The sequence below is a fragment of the Vibrio taketomensis genome, assembly GCF_009938165.1.
In the GTDB taxonomy this organism is placed as follows: Bacteria; Pseudomonadota; Gammaproteobacteria; order Enterobacterales; family Vibrionaceae; genus Vibrio; species Vibrio taketomensis.
The window spans coordinates 2,081,616-2,104,412 of the sequence record NZ_AP019649.1 but is presented as its reverse complement, the minus strand read 5'-3'; the positions used below and the strand labels follow the sequence as shown (position 1 = coordinate 2,104,412).

Below are 22,797 nucleotides of genomic sequence, written 5' to 3'. Positions count from 1 at the left end.
GATTATGTCATTTAAAAAAATCTGTCACATCAGCAGCATCGTACCAGGCACTGGTGTTTGTGCACTGGTGAATGGTCAGCAAGTTGCGGTATTTCGCCCTTCAGAAGCTGAACACGTATTTGCGATTAGCAATACGGACCCTTTCTTCCAATCGAACGTGTTATCTCGCGGTTTGATTTGTGAGCACCAAGGCGAACTTTGGGTGGCAAGCCCACTCAAGAAGCAGCGTTTCAATCTCGCAACAGGTCAATGCATGGAAGACGAGCGTTTTAACGTTCAGTCCTATCAAACGCGAGTGACGAACGGTGACGTTGAGATTGCAGGTTAATCCAGGAGATTAAATAGCTTAAAGGCTTCCTGTTCTTGCGGGGGAACGGGATAGAGCAGGGAGCCTTTCACTATTTGATTTTAATTACTTTTGGAGAGACATGATGTCTTATTTAAAACCAGCTGAATTTGTCCAAACCATGATAGCGACAGGCGAGGCGAAAGTGCGCACATCGACGCGTGATCTTATCCTGCGTGGAACGATGGCAGGCATTATTTTGTCACTCGCGGTTGTTGTCGCCATTACGGCCATCACGCAAACAGGGATCGGCATTGTAGGTGCATTAGTCTTCCCTGTTGGTTTTTGTATCTTAAGCTTAATGGGCTATGACTTGGTGACAGGCGTATTTGGTTTAGCGCCGCTGGCCAAATTTGATAACCGTCCGGGCATTACATGGGGACGCGTGCTTCGTTGCTGGGGGCTAGTTGGCTTGGGTAACCTTATTGGTTCACTGCTGGTGGCTTTTCTTATTGCCCTATCTTTGACCATGAATTTTAGTGTTGAGCCTAATGCAGTGGGTCAAACTTTCATTAAAGTATCAACGGCACGCACCGTGGGTTTTGAAAATTTAGGTATGGATGGCTGGATCACCTGCTTTGTGCGCGGCATTTTGTGTAACCTGATGGTGTGTTTAGGGGTGATTGGTAACATGACGGCTCGCAGTGTCGCTGGCAAGATTGCTGCTATGTGGTTGCCTATTTTTATCTTCTTCGCGTTGGTATTTGAACACGCAGTCGTCAACATGTTCCTGTTCCCGCTTGGCATGATGTTGGGCGCTGATTTTGGCATTGCTACATGGCTTAATTACAACCTGATCCCAACCATTCTTGGCAATATCGTGGGTGGATTGCTACTAACATGTGTGCCGCTTTACCTGACACATGCTAAAACAGCCAAAGGCATTGATAATGAATCGAACATGGATGCTGCACCTGTATTAAGCAAATAATTTGCTGATTGCCCTGCTGAAAAGGTGGGGCAGTTTGAGTATAAAAGTAGTTCTGGGTAGAGCTTCTTCTTATATTCAAATTTTCGATAGGCACGGTTATGACAACTAAACTGACTTCTCTGATCCCAGGTTTAGCCCAAGGTTTTGTTTCTTTAGTAGGGGCAGGACCTGGCGATCCAGAACTTCTGACCGTTAAAGGGTACAAAGTGATTCAGCAAGCAGATGTGGTTGTTTATGACCGATTAGTCTCGGCAGAAATATTGGCGCTAGCTAACGACAAAGCTGAAATGATTTATGTCGGCAAGAAGTTAGATTATCACTGTGTGCCGCAAGATCAGATTAACCAAATTCTGGTTGATAAAGCACTAGAGGCTAAACGAGTAGTACGTCTAAAAGGCGGTGATTCGTTTATTTTTGGTCGTGGTGGAGAAGAGTTAGAGACCTTAGCTGAGCAAGGTATTCGCTTTGAGGTGGTACCCGGTATTACGGCAGCCGCTGGGGCGACTGCTTATGCAGGTATTCCCCTCACGCACCGAGATCACGCTCAAGCCGTGCAGTTTATTACTGGTCATGTACAAAAAGATGGCAAAGAAATTGATTGGCAATCAGCGGCGCAGTCTAATTCAACCTTGGTATTCTATATGGGGCTTAAACAGAGCGGCTACATTGCAGATAAACTCATTACCCATGGTTTGGCTGCGGATATGCCGTGTGCGATCATTGAAAATGGTACCCGCCGTGAGCAACGTGTTTTCCGTGGAGAGTTGTCTGAATTGCCAACTATGGCGAAACAAGCACAAAGCCCAGCTTTGATAGTGGTTGGCAGTGTGACATCGTTGCATGAAAAGCTAGACTGGTTTCATAACCACGGTTAACCGCTAACTGGCTTAATCCTCTAAAGCCTGCTTTTATAAGCGGGCTTTTTTCGTCTGTATTCTTCTAACGAGAGAGCAAACCGAACTTGACGGTGTTCTGAATGTGGTTGAGTGTGGGGCCTTATAAATTTATAGTGCTCGAAAACGACGAAAGCCTGCAAATTTCTTTGCAGGCTTTCTGAATGTGGCGGAGAGATAGGGATTTGAACCCTAGATACGCTATTAACGTATGCCGGTTTTCAAGACCGGTGCTTTCAACCACTCAGCCATCTCTCCGTTGTTGAAGCGCATAATATAGAGGTCTTGAAATGTTGTAAACCCCTAATTTAACTGTTTGCTTTATTTGTGTTCGTTTTTACATAAATGCGAGTTCGTTAGGTTGAATAGTGTTCTATAAGGCTGATTTTAAAAATAAAAAGCACTCTAAAAGAGTGCTTTTCAATAGCGAATAACGGCGCTTAATGATGAATAGGCGTGCTGATATAAAGTGTTTTATTTAAGGTTGTGGTACTTGGCTCTAATTCAAAATTCCAGTTACCTACGATTGGCTCGTGGAATCCGCCTTCAACAATAAATTCAACTGAGTTTTTGGTCGTTTTCCAGATGCGGACCAACCCTCTACGCTACTTGGTGCGATAGGATCTGGCAAAAACCTGGCAAAAACTCACCTTCGCTGAGGGTGATTTTATAGAGTGTACGATCGGATTCAATCAGGAAGTCGTCTGCATTTACACTATCAATATTTAGGGTCGCAATTGTATTGGCAAGTGCATGTGGGGTATCTGGCGGTGTGACATCAATGTCCACCGGAATGCGAATACTTAAATCATGGTCAGTAGAAAGGACACTCTTATCGAGGGTGAAATCAATAAAGTTTACCGCGCGATGGTCAAACTCACCCGAAATACGGTAGCTAATCGTGTTTGAGCTAGCGCGGTAAGGACGAACAACGTTATGAGTAGAAATTGTGGTTGCCGCTTTTAGCGTGTTTACGTTAGTTGTATTTAACGTTGCACCTTCTAGCTCAACATGCAGCTGGAAGCCATACAAAATGTGCTGATACGGTAGTACGTCGTAATTTACCTTAATGGTAGGCACGCTGATCCCGTAACGCTGCGCGTCTTCGACAGATAACGTATATTCATGAGCAAAAGCTGGCTGAGCCAAACCTAGCGATAATGCGGAAGTGATTAATAAGGCCGTAAGCGACTTATTGGTTTTCATGATCACACCTTTTATTAGGATTGATTTAGGAAGGTATCTGATCTGCAAATTGCGTGAAAACCATTGATCTCGCAACAGTTTAGCGAAAAGCGAATTCAATATTGGGATGTTGGTGCAAAGAGTGGTTATTCAGTAAAAATCGAATAAAATATTGTGAAGCAATGTCTCATTCATAAAATTGTGAATTTAATGCTGGGTTTGGCCACAAGTATGGGGACTAAGCTGAGAAAAGATGCTTTGTAGGCGATATAAATGTGACTAAGTGTGGAGACGGCTGATCTTAGGTTGCGCACGACTAGGGATTTCAAATCCCTTTATGGTGTCTAAAACGAGAAAACCCGGGGACGCCTAGTTCAGTTTTTCGATTTCGTAATGTTTAGATTCAGAACGACGAAAGCCTGCAAATTTCTTTGCAGGCTTTCTGAATGTGGCTGAGTGCTGTGGTCGTCACGACTAGGGATTTCAAATCCCTTATATGGTTTCTAAAACGAGAAAATCCGGGATGCCTAGTTCAATCTTTCGATTTCATAATTTGTAGATTCAAAACGACGAAAGCCCGCAAATTTCTTTGCGAGCTTCTGAATGTGGCGGAGAGATAGGGATTTGAACCCTAGATACGCTATTAACGTATGCCGGTTTCAAGACGGTGCTTTCAACCACTCAGCCATCTCCGTTGTTGAAGCGCATAATATAGAGGTCTTGAAATATTGTAAACCCCTCAAAGTACTGTTTGCTTTATTTGTGAGCTGTTTTGCGCATATTTTTTTGAGTTGGTCGAAAAATGATGCATTAGCTCGGATTTATGTAAGAAAGTTAAGCTTAACAATACGAAAAAAGAGAGCATAAGCTCTCTTTTTTTAACTGGTGTATGGTCGGACTGAGAGGATTTGAACCTCCGACCCCCGACACCCCATGACGGTGCGCTACCAAGCTGCGCTACAGTCCGATGAAACTAATCTAACGCCAAAATCGCTGAGCGTCAAATTTAACCACCTGATTTATTGGCTTTTTGTGTAGAAGCGCTGTAGTTCAGTTAGACCTTGCATAATGACTGGTAACGCAGGGTTTTCATCAGCTAAGCGATGGTAATTGCTGTCATACAATTTGTAGTTACCGTACTTATCAATCACAGTTGTGTTTTTATTGGTGATTAATGCCAGTTCATGATAATCACCCGCTAAAATCCATTTTCGAGTACGCTCGTCAAATAGATTTCGGCCACTACTAAAGTCCGTAGGGTTTGATGACACGCCCATCAAATCTTGTAATAACGTTACTGACAGATCCAAGTGGCTAGTGCGATGGTTGTACTGTCCGGCAAGTTTACCTGGCCAATGAATAATCATTGGAACTTCAAGTTGGTAACGGCTGTAGTTAGAGCTTGAGCCCCAGCTGTTGGTTTTAGTCTCGTTGAATTCAGTACCATGGTTTGAAGTAATCACTACCACGGTTGAATCTGCGAGTCCAAGTTCATCAATGGTTTTGTAGATACTCGCAAGCTGCTCATCTGCACTTTTTACAGATTGGATGTAGTTCGCTTTCAGATCATCGATGGTGTTACCAGATTTATTCTTGTAATCACTAAAGTCATCTAATGTGGTCAGCTCGATAAAGCTAAACCAAGGTTGCTTACTTTGCGTTTGAACCCAATTACTCCATGCCGAAATCGCGGCTTGGTCACCAGATTCATTTGGTTTGTCATCAATTTTAGTCGTTGTTAGCCCTTGGAATACGATATCTTTGTATAGAGGGTCGCTAAAATTATCACCACTGAAAAGACCAATTTGATAGTCGTTGTTCTGTAGCGTTTCTAACACGATTGGTAGTGATTTTTGCGCTTTAATGCTGCTTGCGTAGCTGGTTGGTAAGCCGTAAAGCAAACCAAAGATGCCGCTACTGTCGTTACTCGAACTGAAATGATTATTGAAGCTCAAGTTATCCATTGAATAGGCGAATGTTTTTGGCATATTTGATGCGTTTAGTGCATCGGCACGCCAGTTGTTAACACTTACTACTAAAATATTCAGCGGGTTTGAACGACGACTAAATTCAAGCTTTTCAATCGGGTAGCGCACTAATTCCGCTTCACCAAGGTTAGCTTGTTGACGTTCTAAGTACTCTTGTCTGTCTAGTAAACCGTGCTTTTCCATAAAGGACTTAGCTGTCATTGGGTAAGACAGAGGGAAGTTAGATTGCTGAGACGTAATCGGATTGTAGAAATACGCATCGGCCCAGACATAAATAAGATGACTGGAAATAAAGCAGAGGAAGAATACGCCTGCAATTGGGCGACCGATGTGTTTGTGCGACAGTTTACGTTGTTTACGCCAAACCCATTCAGAGAGCGCCAGTTCTACCAAAAAGATCAAAGGTAAAACGACGAATAGATGCTGAAGATCGGCACTGACGCCATTTGTATGTTCACCGCTATCGGTAAACAGTACTTCCCAAACAACAGGATTTAAATGCAGGTTGATTGACTGATAAGCTTGAGTATCAATCAATAATAAAGTTAGACCTAATGTGGTTAAACAAACCGTCAGTAAGCGGAATAACTTACGTGACGGCACCACAAAGGTTAACGGAAATAGAACCAGAAGATAGACGGCGAACACTAAGAAGCCAAAGTGGCCAACCCAAGAAACCGCTAAATACAATTGACCGAGTAACGTCTCAGGCCAAGGCGATTGCGTGATATATCGGGTACCGATGAGCATGGCGGCGATAATGTTGAAGAAGGCAAACCAGTGACCCCAACCAACTAAACGCGAAACCCGCTCTGCGTATGTATTTCCGTTATCTACCATGAATAGTTCTATTATCCGGTTTTAAATTAGTGTGCTTTGTCGTCGATAGAAGACAGTAGCGCTTGGGCAAATTTTTCTGCAATTGCTTTACGTTGGGTTACACCCACGCGCTCGTTAATTACGTTAGTTGCAATGTTGCCAGCGATCATTAGTGCTAAATCTGGACCTGCACCATGCTTTTCTAGCACGGCTGCAACTTCCGTCAGAATGTTTTCGTATTTTTCGTCGCTGTATTTAGATGTAATCGGCATAAAGACTCTAATGAACAATAGTAAAGCGGCTTATGATAACCTACAATGCCGAGCAACTGAATCCTATAACGACGATAAATTTAACATGAGCCTTTACCTATCAAACGTAATTTTACATCAATTGCGAAAAAACGATTCTGATGAGTTGGTTGTTAACTTTCGCGCAGAAGCGTTAGCTAACGATAGCTCAACAGAAAACCTAGTCGCCGAGCTACATCGTGTATTCAACTCAAAAGCCGGTAAGGGCTTTGGTTCATTTAAGTCTGACAGTGAATTTCAGGTGTGGTTGAAAGAACTGCACAAAAATGAGCGCGATTTCTATGATTTCTCACAACTTAGCGCAAATCGTCTGAAAGCAGAACTCAGTAAGTACCCATTCGCTGACGAGGGTATTTTAGTGTTTGCTGAGTATCAATCTCTTGCCACCGATTTTCTATTTGTCGGTATTATTCCATCCAATGAGAGTTTGAAAGTGACAGAAGGCCTAGAAATTAGTGCTACTGAATACCTTGATCTCAGCAAAATGGATATCGCGGCACGTATCGATTTATCGAGCTACCAAACAGACAAAGATTCAAATCGCTACCTTGCTTACATCAAAGGCCGTGTTGGTCGCAAAGTTGCAGATTTCTTTTTAGATTTCCTACAGGCAGAAGTCGGCTTGGATACCAAGCAACAAAACCAAGTGTTAATGCAGGCGGTTGAGGATTACTGCGCGGATTCACAATTGGATAAATCTGAGACAAATAACTACAAGAAACAAGTCTACGATTATTGCAACGATCAGCTTAAATCTGGCGATGAAGTTTACGTTAAAGAGCTTTCAGGCGAATTGCCTGCCGCTCAAGATGGCTCGAGCTTTTTAGATTACACTCAAGACCGTGGTTACGAGTTGGAAGAGAGCTTCCCTGCTGACCGCACTGCCATGCGTAAACTAACTAAATATGTTGGTGCTGGTGGTGGTCTGAACTTAAGTTTTGATAGTTTGCTTTTGGGTGAGCGTGTTTTTTACGATCCAGAAACAGATACATTGACCATCAAAGGTACGCCACCAAATTTACGTGACCAGTTAACGCGTAATCGCTAAACACTTTTGTTTCGAAAGCCCTGCTGATTAGTAGGGCTTTTTTGTATGTCCCAAGTAATCTGTACTCTGAAAACCTGAAATAGGGAGTTATTTGATTATATAGCGAGATAGAACAAGCTTAAGTCGACAAAATAGTCATGCTGTTCTTTTATCTGCACATTTATGTATATCCTAGTTAATAACAAGTTAAGAAAGATTTACATCATATGGACAAGCGACATTTTAAACTGGGTTGGTGCATTGTTGTTGTTTGGCTAGTTGTGATCATTGGTATGATGGTCAACTACCAATCACTCGAGCAACGAACCGTGCAGATACAGAAAGTCAGTGACAAGGTAGATGAATTTCGTAGCAGTCTATTTTTTGAATCGGCCTATCGTTCAAATATGAGAGATCAGCAAGTTGAGTTGTTAGCGAGCTTACAACAACAACGCGATCAGTTAGCGCAGCATTCGTCGGTGGGGTGGTTGCAGCCAGACATCGAGCAGTTATTGTTTACGACGGATCGCTTTATTGAGCAAAGTCAGGCGTTAGTGAACAATGAGTTGGCTTTAAGTGAATTGCTGACAGAGATTCAAGCCAAACGCTTGGCGTATCAATCTCGCCCAGAGATTGAAGTTTATTACTTTCAACTTAGTACTTATCTGTTTGAAGCGCTTTTTTCATCCTATTCCACCAATTCAAAAGCTTACAAACATTTGGATGAACTATTTATTCAGTCCAATTCGTTAGTGGATGCAGATAAAATCACACTACAAACAATGCTCGCGCAAACCTCACGTGTAATGGGGAGTTTTGCTCAAGGTGGATACATTGTCGAACGGCTGATCAGTAACTCAGTGTACAAAGAGTTACAAAACGTTGTACAACAAAGTCAGGCGGCGCTGAAGAAAATGGTGCTCATTGGCATTTTGTTCAGTGGTGTCGTTATGCTTGGGCTTCTGGGCATGATGCATATGGCAATCCGCACCCAAAGCAAAGAAAATTCAACTCAAGAGTGGCAACGAAATGATCAAATCAACTTAGAAAACGCTGAGCCGGTTGTAGGAAAACAATCGGCAAATAAAGATCAAGCGGAGACCATTGAGTTGGAAGATAGTCACTCAGAGCAAGTAATGGATGCTCAGCCCGAGACGTTGGATTTGCCTTTGCCGAAAAATACAGCGCCCCAAAGATCATTCACTGCAGCGCCTCAAATTGATTTTAGTGTGATGATGGATTGTTTAGGTGGCGATCGTGAATCGCTGTGCATGCTATTGGAAGTGTTTGTTAACGATCATCAAGACGATTCGGCTGAGATTGCACGTTTGCAGCATCAGTCTCCAGAAGAAGCCATTCGCCGAGCACATAGCTTAAAAGGGGTAGGGGGAAACTTGGGGGCTTATCAGTTAAGGGATGTCGCTGGTCGCTTGGAAACGGCATTGGCGAAAGACAGTGAGCAAGTTACCCTTTTGTTAGCTGATTTGGAATTGTGCCTTAACCAAGCAATTCTCGAAGCGAAAGCGTTTATTCGCGGTGAATCCGAACATACTTCAATAAACACGGACTCAATCGCATCCTAATCGTTGCTCTACAGTCAGCAGAAAAAAACAAAGAGCGCCGAGGCGCTCTGTTGTATTGGATGTCTTGACTATGCAGTTTGCTGCTTCATTTTAGAAGAATCTTCCGAGGCCGATTCAGCTTGCGGTTCACAGCGGTCGACGAACCAACCCATGTATGAGCACAGGATGGTCACGAGAATACATACAAAGCTTAACCACATAAATGGTGCATACGAAAGCGTAGCGACACCAAGAATGCTCGCCATATAGATACCGTTGTCACTCCAAGGCACCATACCTGATGTCAGTGTGCCGCCAAACTCTGCGTTACGAGAGAGGTTTTTACGTTTAAAGCCTAAACGGTCGTAGTTTTTCGCACAGATTTTTGGCGTTAGAATCAATGATACATACATTGCAGAGCCAAACACGTTGCCCATAAATGCGGTTGCAATGGTTGAGGTCGCAAGAGAACCCGCGTTTTTAACGCGGCGCTCAAACAGCTTCGCGATAGTTTCCAGTACACCGACTTTATCGAGTAGACCACCAAAACCTAAACCAAATACGATAACCGCTACCGAGCCTAGCATTGATGACATGCCGCCACGATTTAGGATCGCATCAATAAAATCGACGCCAGAAATAACGGAGTATGGTTCCCATGCGGTGCGAAATGCCGTGATGAATTGAATATCTTGCACCGTTACGGCCCAAATAATGCCAAGTAGCGAGCCAAAGCTAATCACAGGGAATGAAGGCATGCGCATTGCGAGCAGTACCAATACAGCAATCACAGGTACAAATGACAGTGGTGTAATGTAGAACTGCTGCTCCATTGATTCGATAACGCTTTGCACTTGAGACATGTCAACGTTACCAGCGTAGTGCAGACCAAATAGAGTAAATAGAATTGCGGTAATTATGTAGCTAATTAACGCAATGGGTAGCATTCCTTTGATGTGTTCCATGACTTCAACGTTTGACATTGAAGACGCAAGAATCACAGAATCTGAAAGTGGTGACATTTTATCACCAAAGTAGCAGCCAGATAGAATCGCGCCAGCCGTGACAGGTGCAGGAACACCAAGCCCTTGACCTATGCCCATCATTGCAATACCAGCGGTACCGGCGGCGCCCCAAGAGGTTCCGGTCGCAAGTGCTGTTAACGAGCAAATCACCATGGTTGCAAGCAGGAAAATAGAAGGGTGAATGGCTTTCAACCCATAATAAATGATGGTTGGTACAATGCCGCCTGAAATCCAAGTTCCGACTAATGCGCCTACCGCGAGTAAAATCAATACCGCGCCTAAACCATTGGAAACTCCGTTTAATGCCGCTTGCTCTAACTCTTTGTACTGATGCCCTAGTCTCAAACCCAGCACGATGATAATGAACCAACCAATGTACAGCGCAAGCTGAATGGGTAGATTTAATTGTGCGGTAAATGAAAAGGCCATTAATAAAAATAAACCAAGTGCAACAATGACTTGCGTCATACTTGGTAAACGAGGGGTAGGTTGCGTCATAGCGGGTCTCTTTGCGTACTTAAACCGGAGATTACTCACCTAGACATCAAGTTTTAAGGTAAAACTCGAGCTTAACGTCAATATTGATATCAATTAGCAAAAATTACTATTTTTATGCAATAACAGGGTAATGGTGAGGAATCGAGTGTTAATTCCATTTTAAAAGCTGAGCGACAATACATGAGTCGAAGGAAAATTTCGAGAATTTGTGCGATTTTCGTAAATTTAAGCTTCCAAGTGGTTAATTGATGGTTAAATTGGTTGGATTATAGTTGTCTTGGGGTTGTTTGTTGTTTGAAGTTCGTTGTTGATGTGCTAGTGATGATTTTCAATAGGCTGGCATTTGTTTATCCATTTTTAACGAAAGCGTAAGTAAAAAACCAAGTAAAATGCCTTGTAACAACATAAATTTAAAAATAACCCAATAAAGTACAATTTTTAGCTTGAGATTTTGTGCGAAAAATGAAATATGGAAGAAGAAATAGCCAAATGTTCTCTGCTAGGGCTGAGTTTACACGCCAAACGGCAATCACACTGGCAAAGAGATAATTTGAGTATTCCTTTTGATTACATGGAGAGTAAATAAATGAGAGTAGGTCTAGTTGGGTGGCGCGGCATGGTTGGCTCTGTGCTGATGCAGCGAATGGTAGAAGAAGGCGATTTCGACCTTATTGAACCGGTTTTTTACAGCACATCGCAAATCGGTATTCCTGCCCCTTTCTTTGGTAAAGACGCCGGTGATCTGCAAGACGCTTTTGATATTGAAAGCTTAAAACAACTGGATGCCGTAATTACTTGTCAAGGCGGTAGCTACACGGAAGAAGTTTTCCCTAAACTGCGTCAAGCAGGTTGGAAAGGCTACTGGATTGACGCGGCATCAACCCTACGCATGGCGCAAGATTCAATCATTACCCTTGATCCGGTGAACCACGCTCAAATTCAACAAGGTATTCACGCAGGCACAAATACGTTTGTCGGTGGTAACTGTACCGTAAGTTTGATGTTAATGGGCTTAGGTGGTCTATTTGAAAAAGGTCTTGTTGAATGGACGAGCGCAATGACCTATCAAGCGGCATCGGGCGCTGGCGCGCAAAACATGCGTGAGTTGATTTCACAAATGGGTGTGATCAATGATGCGGTAAGTTCAGAGCTGGCAAATCCTGCAAGTTCTATTCTAGATATTGATAGAAAAGTCGCTGAAACCATGCGCAGCAGCTCTTTCCCAACCGATAAGTTTGGCGTGCCATTAGCGGGCTCTTTGATCCCTTGGATCGATGTTAAACGTGACAATGGACAGAGCAAAGAAGAGTGGAAAGCTGGCGTTGAGGCGAACAAGATTTTAGGTTTGCAACACTCTCCAGTGCCGATTGATGGCACATGTGTACGTATTGGCGCAATGCGTTGTCATTCTCAAGCACTGACAATCAAGCTGAAACAAAATGTACCAATGGATGAAATTGAAGAAATCATCGCGACGCACAATGATTGGGTTAAAGTGATTCCAAATGAGCGCGATATTACCGCACAAGAGCTTTCTCCAGCGAAAGTAACCGGTACCTTGTCAATTCCAGTTGGACGTTTACGTAAGATGGCAATGGGGGATGATTTCCTTAATGCTTTCACCGTCGGTGACCAATTATTGTGGGGTGCAGCGGAGCCATTACGCCGTACATTGCGCATTATTTTGGCTGAAAAACAGTAATTACACTGACTTAAACCAAGCTAATCTTGAGAGGCTGCAGCATTGTCTGCGGCCTTTTTGTTGGTTTGAGAATCAAATTGTAAACAGGTTGCATAGATTTAGAGCAAATCGTCGCTATTCCAAAGCTAATTGTTCGATGCTTGCTGAGGATTTGCTATCATAGTGTCAGTTTCAGCTGAACATGGAAGGCATGCTTGAGCTTTGACACTTTCAAGCATTCGCGGAAATAAAAGACAGTTTGTAATAATGAAGATCAATAAACAGAGCCTAGAAGAGCAAGCAACAGATTACCTGAGAGACAAAATCGTCAAGGGCGAGATGGACCAGGGTGAAAAAATTGTCGAGAGTACGCTTGCGAAAGATTTAGAGTTATCACGCAGTACCGTGCGTATGGCATTGAACACACTCTCGCATGAAGGTTTAGTCGTGCAAAAGCCTTATGCTGGCTGGCACATTTTCTCTTTAGATGAAGAGGATCTGTGGGAGCTATATCATCTGCGTGTAGCCTTGGAGAGCCAAGCGGCAGCGATGGCGGCAGAAAGAGCTTCTGAACAGGATAAACAAAAACTGCAATCCATTTATAAAGAGTATTATGAGCTTTGTGCAGCGGTACCGAGTGATATTCAAGCAATCTGCGATGCCGATTTTAGATTACATCGTTGTGTCGTTGAAGTGAGCGGTAGCAAACGGATGGAAAAAGCCTACAGCCAGATCGCGAATCAATTACAAAGTTATTTGTGCATGACTCATGAAGATTATGATGTAACACAAAGTGCTTTGAGCCATAAGCCAATGATCGATGCGATTTGTAACGGTGATAAAGAGACTGCATGGGCAGAAGCAAAAGCGAATATTACACCTCTAACCGAACACTGCGCACAGCTTAAGAAAAATAGCTACTGATCAGATAGTCATCAATTTAAAAGAGCTCCTATATGGAGCTCTTTTGCTATCTCAAGTCGTTTGATTGTCTCAGCCGCTATTCTGGAGCTGTGACCCGATGATCAGGGTCAGCAAGTTCACTGCCACAATGCTTACAGTGGAGTGCATCAGATTCATGCCCAGCTTTAGAGCAATTTGGACACTTCACCAAAGATCGATGCGATTTCATTTCATTGTTTAGCTCAGCGGTAATGATGCCGGTTGGTACCGCAAGAATCGAATAACCCAGCAACATCGTGAGAGAGGCGATGCCTTTTCCTAATGGTGTTTGTGGAACCAAATCGCCATATCCAACCGTAGTAATGGTCACAATAGCCCAGTAAATACTTTGTGGAATGCTGGTAAATCCATTGGCCGGTCCTTCAATAACATAAATCAACGAACCTAGAATCGTTACTAAGATTGCAACGGTTGAGAAAAAGATGAAAATTTTGCGTTTCGCCATCAATAACGAGCGCAATAGGACATTTGAATCTTGTAGGTAGCGAACCAGTTTAAGTACGCGAAAGATGCGCATAACTCGAAGGAGACGTACCACGCCCATAAACGCAACAGATGGAAAGAAAATTGCGATATAGGTTGGCAGAATCGCCAACAAGTCAATGACACCATAAAAGCTGGAGGCATAAGACTTTGGTTTAGGTGAACAGTATAGGCGCAGCAAATACTCGAGCGTAAACACCCCGGTAAAGAAATATTCGCAATAACGAAGTTGCGTGCTCCACTCAACCATAACGGATGGAAGTGATTCCAAAACAAGGATCACGAGTGAAGTTAAGATAGCGATGATCAGTGCAATATCAAAGGCACGTCCAGCAGGCGTGTGTGTACCAAAAATAATGACGTATAACTGATGCTTAAGTGATGATTTAGGCATGATGTGTCATATTGGATTTATCTATATGCCACATCATACCAGAAAGAGGGGGTGAGGCTAACTGAGAGAGTCGTTAGCCACTATATATAGTCAGTGGATTAACCCATCAATGCAGGGAAAAGCCCACGTAGACCATTGGCAACGAATTCAATGCCCAGAGCACCTAAAATCAAACCCATGATACGAGTAATGATGTTAATGCCCGTTTGACCCAAGAAACGCACAATCAATGGTGCTGAACGGAACAGCGCCCAAGAGCATAGACAGAATGCAATGATAGTTACGATGATACCCGCGGTATCCATAAGGGTAGGGTAGCGTGCACCATATACAATGGTTGAACTGATCGCACCTGGGCCAGCAAGTAAAGGCATAGCCAGTGGTACGACACCAATCTGTTCACGGCTGATGTATTCAGTTTTCTCTTGGTTGTTCTGTTTATCTTCACCCAACTTACCGCTCATCATTGAAAAAGCGATACTCAAGATTAATAAGCCGCCAACAACGCGGAATGAGTCGAGCGAAATGCTGAACATGTCCAACAGTACCTGACCACCAATTAATGAAATGATCAAAATACTTGCAACCGCAACGTGCGCTGTAAGCGCCGTTTTGCGCTTTTCTTCTTGGGTCATGTGACCGGTCAAAGAAACAAATATTGGCATGATGCCAAGTGGGTTAACCGCAGCAACCAGTCCTAAGAAGAACTGTAGGAAAATAGCGAACTCGATAGTCTGCATAGTGGCACTCAAAGATTCACAGTGTTGAAAACAAGTGGGATAGAAATTCGCGCATAATGTAGTGCATTACGACAAAGTAAACGAATGAAAAAAACTAACGTATAAAGGAGGCTTTGAGTGAGAAAATCTTATCATTGATGCTTTTTGTGGAAGTTATTGACGAAAAAAATCGCGCTATCGTCCCTTGAAATCGTCAGTGGCTGCACAAACGTTAACATTCGCACACTTTTAACAAAAAATATGACGAATTGTAGAGAGATTATGTGCCTCAGATATACTCCTTGGAGCACATAAAATGCGGGTTTCATGAAAGTGTGTGGCGAAAAAATGAAACTTTTTTACAGTTTGTTGTGTTTTGTGGAAGATAGTGGTTCGTTTGCTTCTTTTTGAGCATAATTTGTTTTGCGAAAATGTCTTTAATACAGTTGTTTAGTTTTATTTGACGGCTATGGCACCACTTTGGGGTAATTAGATTGTCAGAACTGATCTAGGTCAATTTTTTCACAACTTGAAATAATATACTCAGTCCTGAAAGCAATTTACTAAGAACGTTGTAAACGAGTCGTAAATCTGGCTCAAGTTCGAAATCACAATGCACTTAATAAAAGTTTTTAATATTTATTAAATTTAGGAGATTTCCTTATGCCTGTAACTAACTTAGCTGAATTAGATGCGCTAGTTGAACGCGTAAAAGCGGCTCAAGCTGAATTTGCTACATACTCTCAAGAGCAAGTAGACAAAATCTTCCGCGCAGCTTCTCTAGCAGCTAACCAAGCTCGTATTCCTCTAGCGCAACAAGCGGTAGCAGAATCTGGCATGGGTATTGTTGAAGATAAAGTAATTAAGAACCACTTCGCGTCTGAGTTCATTTACAACAAATACAAAGATGAGAAAACTTGTGGCGTTCTTGAAGAAGACGACAACCTAGGCACAATGACTATCGCTGAGCCTGTAGGTATCATCTGCGGTATCGTTCCAACAACTAACCCAACTTCAACAGCGATCTTCAAATCTCTAATCTCTCTGAAGACTCGTAACGGTATCATCTTCTCTCCACACCCACGCGCTAAAAACTCTACTAATGATGCAGCTAAACTGGTTCTAGATGCAGCAGTAGCAGCAGGTGCACCAAAAGACATCATCGGTTGGATTGACCAACCTTCAGTTGAGCTTTCTAACGCTCTTATGAAGCACGATGGCATCGCGCTTATCCTTGCAACTGGTGGTCCAGGCATGGTTAAAGCAGCTTACTCTTCTGGTAAACCAGCGATCGGTGTAGGTGCAGGTAACGTTCCAGTTGTTATCGATGAAACTGCAGACATCAAACGTGCTGTAGCTTCTATCCTAATGTCTAAAACGTTCGATAACGGCGTAGTTTGTGCGTCTGAGCAGGCTGCAATCGTTGTTGATTCTGTATACGACGAAGTGAAAGAGCGTTTCGCTTCTCACAAAGCATACGTACTAAGCAAAGCTGAAGCGGACAAAGTTCGTAAAGTTCTACTTATCGATGGCGCACTAAACGCGAAAATCGTAGGTCAACCAGCTGCTGCAATCGCTGAAATGGCGGGTGTGAAAGTTCCTGCTGATACGAAAGTTCTAGTTGGTGAAGGTCTAGGTAAAGTTTCTTACGACGACGCATTTGCTCACGAGAAACTATCTCCAACTCTAGGTCTGTTCCGCGCTGACAACTTCGAAGACGCAGTTGCTCAAGCAGTAACAATGGTAGAAATCGGCGGTATCGGTCACACATCTGGCCTATACACTAACCAAGACGTTAACGCTGACCGTATCCGTTACTTCGGCGACAAGATGAAGACGGCTCGTATTCTTATCAACATTCCAACAACTCACGGCGGTATCGGTGACCTATACAACTTTAACGTTGCACCATCACTAACGCTAGGTTGTGGTTCATGGGGTGGTAACTCTATCTCTGAAAACGTTGGTCCTAAGCACCTAATCAACAAGAAAACTGTTGCGAAGCGAGCTGAAAATATGTTGTGGCACAAACTACCTAAGTCAATCTACTTCCGTCGTGGTAGCCTTCCAATCGCTCTTGGCGACCTAGAAGGTAAGAAACGCGCATTCCTAGTTACTGACCGTTTCCTATTCAACAACGGTTACGCAGACGACGTAGTTCAACTACTGAAAGCTCAAGGTATGGAAGTTCAAACGTTCTTTGACGTTGAAGCTGACCCAACGCTATCTGTAGTTAAGAAAGGTGCTGAAGCAATGCAAAGCTTCCAACCTGACGTAATCCTAGCGCTAGGTGGTGGTTCACCAATGGATGCTGCTAAGATCATGTGGGTAATGTACGAGCACCCAGAAACTCACTTTGAAGAACTAGCAATGCGCTTTATGGACATCCGTAAACGTATCTACAAGTTCCCTAAAATGGGTCAAAAAGCTGAGCTTGTATGTATCACTACAACTTCAGGTACTGGTTCAGAAGTTACACCATTCGCGGTTGTTACTGACGACGAAACTGGCGCTAAATACCCACTAGCTGACTACGAACTAACTCCTAACATGGCGATCGTAGATGCGAACCTAGTGATGAACATGCCTAAGTCTCTAACAGCATTCGGTGGTTACGATGCAGTAACTCACGCTCTAGAAGCTTACGTATCAGTTCTAGCGAACGAATACTCTGACGGTCAGGCTCTACAAGCACTTAAGATGCTAAAAGAGTACCTACCTTCAAGCTACGCGAACGGTGCTAAAGACCCAATCGCTCGTGAGAAAGTACACAACGCGGCAACCATCGCTGGTATGGCATTTGCGAACGCATTCCTAGGTGTTTGTCACTCAATGGCACACAAACTAGGTGCTGAGTTCCACCTACCACACGGTTTGGCTAACGCACTACTAATCTCTAACGTGGTACGTTACAACGCGAATGACAACCCAACGAAACAAACTGCGTTCTCTCAATACGACCGTCCACAAGCACGTCGTCGTTACGCTGAAGTTGCTGACCACCTAGGCCTAAGCCAAGCTGGTGACCGCACTGCTCAGAAGATTGAACGTCTACTTGCATGGTTGGAAGAGCTAAAAGGTGACCTAGACATCCCACTGTCTATCCAAGCTGCTGGCGTAAACGAAGCTGACTTCCTAGCGAAAGTTGATGAGCTATCAGTAGAAGCGTTCGATGACCAATGTACTGGTGCGAACCCACGCTACCCTCTAATCACTGAGCTAAAAGAAGTTCTACTATCTTCTTTCTACGGTAAAGCTTTCGTTGAAGGTGAAACTTTCGAAGGTACTACTGTAATCAAGAAGAAAGCAGACCAAGAAGCAGCGGGCAAGGGTAAGAAAGAGAAAGCTAACGCTTAATCAACCGCTCGTTATGAATTAAGTTTTCGCTAGCACGGACTCTTAATTCGGGAAAAAGTGCTAAGCCCTCGTCGAAAGACGGGGGCTTTTTTTATGTGCTGAGCGTAGGGACATAAAGTGAAGCTTGGACTAGGGATGATGGCTCGCTTCCCCAACTAGACCGGGCTTTCTTATTGAGTGTGGTCTTTTAAAAGCTTGACTGTTTGGTGAGCTTGGGTAAAAAACTAAGGCTTGGTTGCATCTAGGGTGAGCAAGTGGATGGCTTTCTTATATGGCTAACTGGCGTGTAGAGAACATTCTCAAATCGGTATCTCCAGCTAACAAAAAAGGCTGATGCTTGCACATCAACCTTTTAATCAACGTTGTCGTTAGCGTTGTCGCTTACTTCTCTTCGTCTGGTAATTTTACATTCAGCTCTAGCACTGAAATATCATCATCTTTGTGTTCAAATGACAACTCGACCATTGATGGGTCTACCGCGACGTACTTGCTGATCACCTTAAGAATATCTTCTTTTAGTTGTGGCAAGTATGACGGTGCAGGATCGTCATGGCTGCGGCGTTCGGCAACGATGATCTGCAGGCGTTCCTTTGCCAAATTCGCTGATGTCTTCTTTTGTGGGCGGAAAAATTCCAATAATGACATGCCTTATTAGCCTCCAAATAGTCGTTTGAAAATCCCTTTCTTCTGCTCAGTTAGGAAGCGGAAGTCAACTTGATCGCCAAGTAGACGATTTACTGTATCTTCATAAGCTTGGCCAGCATCTGACTGTTCGTCAAAAATAACTGGTACACCTTTGTTTGACGCATTCAGTACTGCTTGGCTTTCTGGAATCACGCCTAGAAGAGAAATGTGTAGAATTTCTTCAACGTCTTCCACGCTTAGCATTTCGCCAAGGTTCACACGAGCTGGGTTGTAACGAGTTAGTAGCAGGTGCTGCTTAACTGGCTCAAGGCCTTGCTCTGCACGAATAGATTTTGAATCAAGAATACCAAGAATTCGGTCAGAGTCGCGAACTGATGACACTTCAGGGTTGGTGGTGACGATCGCTTCGTCAGCAAAGTATAGCGCCATAAGCGCACCTTGCTCGATACCGGCAGGTGAGTCACAAATGATGAACTCAAAGCCCATTTCATCTAATTCATCCAGTACGCGCTTTACACCATCTTTGGTTAGTGCGTCTTTATCGCGAGTTTGAGATGCTGGAAGGATAAACAGATTATCAGTGCGCTTATCTTTGATTAGTGCTTGGTTAAGTGTCGCTTCACCGTTGATAACGTTAACGAAATCATAAACAACGCGGCGTTCACAGCCCATAATGAGATCAAGGTTACGTAGACCGATATCAAAATCAATCACTGCGGTCTTTTTACCTTTTAATGCAAGACCAGAGGCAATTGCAGCGCTGGAAGTTGTCTTGCCTACGCCACCTTTACCTGACGTGACAACAATAATTCGTGCCATTCTAAATTCCTTGTGTTTTTAAATCGTCAACAACTCGAACTTGAGCGAGTTATCTTCCAAACTAAATAAAACTTTTTGTTGCCAAAATTCTTCAGCAAATTGCTCTGTCAGCCAATAATGACCAGCAATAGACATCAATTCTGCGTTGAGTTTGTTACAAATAATCACCGCACCAGTATTACCGCTTGCGCCTGCAATTGCACGGCCACGTAGCGTGCCATGAATATGAATTGAGCCATCGGCGATCACTTCTGCACCTTCGCTAACATGGCTAAGTACCACCAAATCTGCATCTTTAGCATAGATCTGTTGCCCTGAGCGTACTGGCGTTCGAACCACTTTAGTCGGGCCAAGCATTGCTGGAGCTTGCGCTGGTGATTTACTTGCCGACATGATGGCAAAGCCGGCTTCGCGAGCCAGATTTTGCGCACGTTTGTCTTTGCTACCAGTAATACCAACAGGGATCATGCCCACATCTGATATGCCTTGTTTTAAAGCAACGAAATCAATATCACCTTCAACCAAAGAGACATTGATTACTACTGGCGCTGACGCAAAGAAAGCTGGTGCGTGTTCAACCTTTTCTTGTAGAAAATGGATACTTTTTTCGACATTATTGTCAGAAAGGTGCAAAACTGACAAAGTAAAACTACTGCCTTTTAGATCTGCGGTATGTGACATATTTTACTTTGGACCTCGTTTGAATACTCTGTCGCAGAAATCACGTTGCCTGCGAGTAGGGGTCTCATGTTATATTCCCACAATACGCTCAGCAAGTTATCTTGCTGTCAATTGAGTGTTTTGCTAGAAAAAAAGCAAAAATACACTTGTTCTCTAGGTTAGATGGATTAAAGGCTTGCTATGCTTTGTGCAATTTACAAAAGCTCGAAAAAAGAAGGTGCTTACCTATATTTGCCGAAAAAAGACGATTTTTCGCAGGTTCCTGATCAATTGATGCAAATGTTTGGTAAACCAGTGATGGTCATGATGGTGAACCTGGCAGGGCGCACGTTAGCACAAGTCGATATAGAAAAAGTGAAACAGTCGATTAATGAGCAAGGTTTTTTCTTGCAATTGCCGCCGCCACCAAAGAATCTATTAGAAGAGTACAAAGAACAAAAAGCCCGTCTAAAATCAGAATGACGTCTCACTCAAGGAGGGCCGCAGTGAAAAAAATATTGCCATTAATTCTGGGGTTAAGCTTAAGCTCCACCGCATTCGCGCAAGATAAAGATTTTGACCAATACGTGCAGGGTTTAAAAACTGAAGCGCTAAATAAAGGCATTTCTCAAGCGATTGTTGATCAAGCGTTTGTTGATGTGACATACAAACCACGAGCGGTAAAAGCCGACCGCAACCAGCCAGAAAAACGTCTGACTTTAGATGAGTATATTCCTAAAGCAGTACCAGACTGGAAGGTAAAACAAGCAAAAGATCTGTATAAAAAGCATCAAGCGGAATTAACGCGTATTGGTGAACAATACGGGGTACAGCCAAGATTTATTGTTGCGCTGTGGGGTATTGAAAGTAATTTCGGTCGCTTCACGGGTAACTACAGCGTTATCGATGCCCTTTCAACCATGGCTTACGAAGGTCGCCGCGAAGAGTTTTTCCGTGGTGAGCTCATGTCAGCACTGACCATTCTCGATCAAGGGCATATCCAAGTTGAAGATATGAAAGGCTCATGGGCTGGTGCTATGGGGCAATGTCAGTTTATGCCGAGCTCATTCATAAACTTTGCCGCAGACGGCAATGGTGATGGTAAGAAAGACATCTGGGATACAGAAGCGGATGTGTTTGCCTCTACGGCCAATTACCTAAGTCAATCCGGTTGGGATGACAGTTACACTTGGGGACGCCAAGTGAAGCTGCCAAAAGGCTTTGATATGAACCTTGAAGGGCGAGTACAAGGTAAAGAGAAAACCTTGGCAGAATGGAATGCGCTGGGTATTACACGTTATGATGGCAAACCGCTGCCAAAAGTGGATGTTGATGCTTGGTTAACTGCGCCGGATAAAGCCGATGGACGCATATACCTGGTGTATAACAACTACAACGTACTCATGAAGTGGAATCGCTCTTACTACTTTGCTTTAGCGGTAAGTCATTTGGCTGACCGCATTATGCTAGATTAAGTTGAATATCAACACGTATACTAAAGGGGCTCATTGAGCCCTTTTTCTTTCCTAGGAGATATTGTGCTTTCAGAACGTGCTGCACAAATGGTGGTCTTCGCCGCGCTACTCAAACATAAGAACTTCACGTTGGCTGCAAAAAGCCTTGGGGTTTCGGTTTCGCACGTCAGTAAGCAACTTGCTTTACTAGAACAATCTCTAGGTATGAAGCTGGTGCAAAGGACGACGCGTACCTTCACTGCAACCGAAGCCGGGGAGCGATTTTATCGCCATTGCCAGCAGATTGTTTTAACCATTGATGAGGCTCAAACCGAAATCGAGAGTCAGCGCGATGAAGTGGAGGGATTGGTCAAAATTGGGCTGTCTCAATCTTTTGGTACGTTACACATTATTCCTGCGATTGAGGAACTACGCGAACTCTACCCTGAACTTCAAGTTGAAGTACATTTGTTTGACTATAAAGTCGATATGCTGGAAGAAGGATTAGATCTTTGGATCACCAGCAACGAGCATCTTTCTGAAGGCTACGTTGCTCAACGTATTGCTGACTGTCAGTTTGTCGTCGCGGCTTCTCCTGATTATCTGGTGCATCATGCGGCTCCAACTCATCCTCATGAACTTGCTGAGCATAACTGTTTAATTTATCGCAGTTGGGAGCGTGACTATACCAACTGGAGCTTTAGCAATTCAGAGCAACAACTGGCGGTGAAAGTGAGTGGTAACTATTCGGTTGATTTAGCGGAGGCCGTGCGAGATGCCGCTGTTGCCGGGTGGGGAATTGCTTATTTAGCGACGTATTTGATTCGTGATGAGTTTAAGCAAGGACAACTGATTCAGCTTTTGCCTGAATGGCGTGCGAGTCAAATTATGCCATTTTATGCGGTTTACCCAAGCCGCCACTATATGCCGAAAAAGACCTCAGCAGTGATCGAGTTTATTCGTAATAAGATTGGTTCTCCTTGTCACTGGGATGCTCAGCTAGCACCTTATATCAATCGGCCAAACGGTTAATTATT

General features: G+C 43.6%; 20 protein-coding genes and 2 tRNA genes. 11 read left to right on the top strand and 11 right to left on the bottom strand.

Annotation, left to right across the window (positions count from 1 at the left end):
* Positions 1–4: 4 nt before the first annotated feature.
* The 3 genes from nirD (at position 5) to cobA (ending at position 2,152) form a co-directional block, all read left to right on the top strand.
* Positions 5–328, top strand: coding sequence for a nitrite reductase small subunit NirD (gene nirD / locus Vt282_RS09530; protein ID WP_162063245.1), 324 nt, complete (start codon positions 5–7; stop codon positions 326–328).
* A gap of 103 nt (positions 329–431) precedes the next feature.
* Positions 432–1,277, top strand: a complete 846-nt coding sequence (locus tag Vt282_RS09525; protein WP_162063725.1) for a formate/nitrite transporter family protein — start codon at positions 432–434, stop codon at positions 1,275–1,277.
* A gap of 98 nt (positions 1,278–1,375) precedes the next feature.
* Complete coding sequence (cobA, locus tag Vt282_RS09520) at positions 1,376–2,152, top strand: uroporphyrinogen-III C-methyltransferase (protein WP_162063244.1); 777 nt, start codon at positions 1,376–1,378, stop codon at positions 2,150–2,152.
* A gap of 185 nt (positions 2,153–2,337) precedes the next feature.
* Here the strand turns inward: cobA and Vt282_RS09515 are convergent.
* The 5 genes from Vt282_RS09515 to Vt282_RS09495 all read right to left on the bottom strand — a co-directional run bounded on the left by Vt282_RS09515 (position 2,338) and on the right by Vt282_RS09495 (position 6,434).
* Positions 2,338–2,428 (bottom strand) — tRNA-Ser (locus Vt282_RS09515).
* Positions 2,429–2,770: 342 nt separating this feature from the next.
* On the bottom strand, positions 2,771–3,376 hold the full coding sequence (locus tag Vt282_RS09510; protein WP_232055047.1) for a hypothetical protein: 606 nt from the start codon (positions 3,374–3,376) through the stop codon (positions 2,771–2,773).
* A gap of 869 nt (positions 3,377–4,245) precedes the next feature.
* Positions 4,246–4,322 (bottom strand) — tRNA-Pro (locus Vt282_RS09505).
* A gap of 52 nt (positions 4,323–4,374) precedes the next feature.
* Complete coding sequence (locus Vt282_RS09500) at positions 4,375–6,183, bottom strand: DUF3413 domain-containing protein (protein WP_162063243.1); 1,809 nt, start codon at positions 6,181–6,183, stop codon at positions 4,375–4,377.
* A 26-nt stretch (positions 6,184–6,209) separates the two neighbouring features.
* On the bottom strand, positions 6,210–6,434 hold the full coding sequence (locus Vt282_RS09495; protein WP_162045919.1) for a YejL family protein: 225 nt from the start codon (positions 6,432–6,434) through the stop codon (positions 6,210–6,212).
* An 85-nt stretch (positions 6,435–6,519) separates the two neighbouring features.
* On the opposite strand from Vt282_RS09495, the gene yejK reads away from it, so the two are divergent.
* Positions 6,520–7,521 (top strand): nucleoid-associated protein YejK, encoded by a 1,002-nt coding sequence (gene yejK / locus Vt282_RS09490; RefSeq protein WP_162063724.1) that lies wholly within the window; start codon positions 6,520–6,522, stop codon positions 7,519–7,521.
* 206 nt (positions 7,522–7,727) lie between these two features.
* Complete coding sequence (locus Vt282_RS09485) at positions 7,728–9,083, top strand: Hpt domain-containing protein (RefSeq protein ID WP_232055046.1); 1,356 nt, start codon at positions 7,728–7,730, stop codon at positions 9,081–9,083.
* Between the two features lie 68 nt (positions 9,084–9,151).
* Here Vt282_RS09485 and nhaC read toward each other — a convergent pair whose 3' ends face one another.
* The gene (gene nhaC, locus Vt282_RS09480) at positions 9,152–10,585 is read right to left on the bottom strand and encodes a Na+/H+ antiporter NhaC (RefSeq protein WP_162063242.1); all 1,434 of its coding nucleotides are present in this window, start codon (positions 10,583–10,585) and stop codon (positions 9,152–9,154) included.
* Positions 10,586–11,171: 586 nt separating this feature from the next.
* Between nhaC and asd the strand changes: the two genes are divergently transcribed.
* Both asd and Vt282_RS09470 read left to right on the top strand, forming a co-directional pair.
* On the top strand, positions 11,172–12,287 hold the full coding sequence (gene asd, locus Vt282_RS09475) for an aspartate-semialdehyde dehydrogenase (RefSeq protein WP_162063241.1): 1,116 nt from the start codon (positions 11,172–11,174) through the stop codon (positions 12,285–12,287).
* 246 nt (positions 12,288–12,533) lie between these two features.
* The gene (locus Vt282_RS09470; protein WP_162045922.1) at positions 12,534–13,190 is read left to right on the top strand and encodes a GntR family transcriptional regulator; all 657 of its coding nucleotides are present in this window, start codon (positions 12,534–12,536) and stop codon (positions 13,188–13,190) included.
* A gap of 76 nt (positions 13,191–13,266) precedes the next feature.
* On the opposite strand, the gene Vt282_RS09465 is transcribed toward Vt282_RS09470, so the two are convergent.
* Entirely contained in the window at positions 13,267–14,106 is an 840-nt protein-coding gene (locus Vt282_RS09465; protein ID WP_162063240.1) for an ion transporter, read from the bottom strand.
* Between the two features lie 98 nt (positions 14,107–14,204).
* Positions 14,205–14,846 carry a YchE family NAAT transporter gene (locus Vt282_RS09460; RefSeq protein WP_162045924.1) on the bottom strand — a complete coding sequence of 214 codons (642 nt, stop codon included), beginning with the start codon at positions 14,844–14,846 and terminating at the stop codon, positions 14,205–14,207.
* 642 nt (positions 14,847–15,488) lie between these two features.
* Here Vt282_RS09460 and adhE point away from each other — a divergent pair.
* Complete coding sequence (adhE, locus tag Vt282_RS09455; RefSeq protein WP_162045925.1) at positions 15,489–18,182, top strand: bifunctional acetaldehyde-CoA/alcohol dehydrogenase; 2,694 nt, start codon at positions 15,489–15,491, stop codon at positions 18,180–18,182.
* Positions 18,183–18,563: 381 nt separating this feature from the next.
* Here the strand turns inward: adhE and minE are convergent, their stop codons facing one another.
* From minE to minC, 3 genes are read right to left on the bottom strand one after another with little or no spacing between them, the layout of a single operon-like run.
* Positions 18,564–18,827, bottom strand: a complete 264-nt coding sequence (gene minE, locus Vt282_RS09450) for a cell division topological specificity factor MinE (protein ID WP_162045926.1) — start codon at positions 18,825–18,827, stop codon at positions 18,564–18,566.
* 6 nt (positions 18,828–18,833) lie between these two features.
* Positions 18,834–19,646 carry a septum site-determining protein MinD gene (gene minD, locus Vt282_RS09445; RefSeq protein WP_162045927.1) on the bottom strand — a complete coding sequence of 271 codons (813 nt, stop codon included), beginning with the start codon at positions 19,644–19,646 and terminating at the stop codon, positions 18,834–18,836.
* Positions 19,647–19,664: 18 nt separating this feature from the next.
* Complete coding sequence (gene minC, locus Vt282_RS09440; protein WP_162045928.1) at positions 19,665–20,327, bottom strand: septum site-determining protein MinC; 663 nt, start codon at positions 20,325–20,327, stop codon at positions 19,665–19,667.
* 180 nt (positions 20,328–20,507) lie between these two features.
* Between minC and Vt282_RS09435 the strand changes: the two genes are divergently transcribed.
* From Vt282_RS09435 to Vt282_RS09425, 3 genes are all read left to right on the top strand, one after another.
* Positions 20,508–20,789 carry a YcgL domain-containing protein gene (locus Vt282_RS09435; RefSeq protein WP_162063239.1) on the top strand — a complete coding sequence of 94 codons (282 nt, stop codon included), beginning with the start codon at positions 20,508–20,510 and terminating at the stop codon, positions 20,787–20,789.
* A gap of 23 nt (positions 20,790–20,812) precedes the next feature.
* Positions 20,813–21,781 carry a lytic murein transglycosylase gene (locus tag Vt282_RS09430; protein ID WP_162063238.1) on the top strand — a complete coding sequence of 323 codons (969 nt, stop codon included), beginning with the start codon at positions 20,813–20,815 and terminating at the stop codon, positions 21,779–21,781.
* A 63-nt stretch (positions 21,782–21,844) separates the two neighbouring features.
* Positions 21,845–22,792, top strand: a complete 948-nt coding sequence (locus Vt282_RS09425; RefSeq protein WP_162063237.1) for a LysR family transcriptional regulator — start codon at positions 21,845–21,847, stop codon at positions 22,790–22,792.
* Positions 22,793–22,797: the final 5 nt, after the last annotated feature.

Bases quoted from the DNA above. Each gene is read 5' to 3' on its own strand.
- minC (WP_162045928.1), bottom strand. From the start codon at position 20,327: ATGTCACATACCGCAGATCTAAAAGGCAGTAGTTTTACTTTGTCAGTT.
- cobA (WP_162063244.1), top strand. From the start codon at position 1,376: ATGACAACTAAACTGACTTCTCTGATCCCAGGTTTAGCCCAAGGTTTT.
- Vt282_RS09500 (WP_162063243.1), bottom strand. From the start codon at position 6,183: ATGGTAGATAACGGAAATACATACGCAGAGCGGGTTTCGCGTTTAGTT.
- Vt282_RS09465 (WP_162063240.1), bottom strand. From the start codon at position 14,106: ATGCCTAAATCATCACTTAAGCATCAGTTATACGTCATTATTTTTGGT.
- Vt282_RS09525 (WP_162063725.1), top strand. From the start codon at position 432: ATGTCTTATTTAAAACCAGCTGAATTTGTCCAAACCATGATAGCGACA.
- Vt282_RS09510 (WP_232055047.1), bottom strand. From the start codon at position 3,376: ATGAAAACCAATAAGTCGCTTACGGCCTTATTAATCACTTCCGCATTA.
- Vt282_RS09485 (WP_232055046.1), top strand. From the start codon at position 7,728: ATGGACAAGCGACATTTTAAACTGGGTTGGTGCATTGTTGTTGTTTGG.
- minE (WP_162045926.1), bottom strand. From the start codon at position 18,827: ATGTCATTATTGGAATTTTTCCGCCCACAAAAGAAGACATCAGCGAAT.
- Vt282_RS09435 (WP_162063239.1), top strand. From the start codon at position 20,508: ATGCTTTGTGCAATTTACAAAAGCTCGAAAAAAGAAGGTGCTTACCTA.
- yejK (WP_162063724.1), top strand. From the start codon at position 6,520: ATGAGCCTTTACCTATCAAACGTAATTTTACATCAATTGCGAAAAAAC.
- Vt282_RS09470 (WP_162045922.1), top strand. From the start codon at position 12,534: ATGAAGATCAATAAACAGAGCCTAGAAGAGCAAGCAACAGATTACCTG.
- minD (WP_162045927.1), bottom strand. From the start codon at position 19,646: ATGGCACGAATTATTGTTGTCACGTCAGGTAAAGGTGGCGTAGGCAAG.
- asd (WP_162063241.1), top strand. From the start codon at position 11,172: ATGAGAGTAGGTCTAGTTGGGTGGCGCGGCATGGTTGGCTCTGTGCTG.
- adhE (WP_162045925.1), top strand. From the start codon at position 15,489: ATGCCTGTAACTAACTTAGCTGAATTAGATGCGCTAGTTGAACGCGTA.
- nhaC (WP_162063242.1), bottom strand. From the start codon at position 10,585: ATGACGCAACCTACCCCTCGTTTACCAAGTATGACGCAAGTCATTGTT.
- Vt282_RS09495 (WP_162045919.1), bottom strand. From the start codon at position 6,434: ATGCCGATTACATCTAAATACAGCGACGAAAAATACGAAAACATTCTG.
- Vt282_RS09460 (WP_162045924.1), bottom strand. From the start codon at position 14,846: ATGCAGACTATCGAGTTCGCTATTTTCCTACAGTTCTTCTTAGGACTG.
- nirD (WP_162063245.1), top strand. From the start codon at position 5: ATGTCATTTAAAAAAATCTGTCACATCAGCAGCATCGTACCAGGCACT.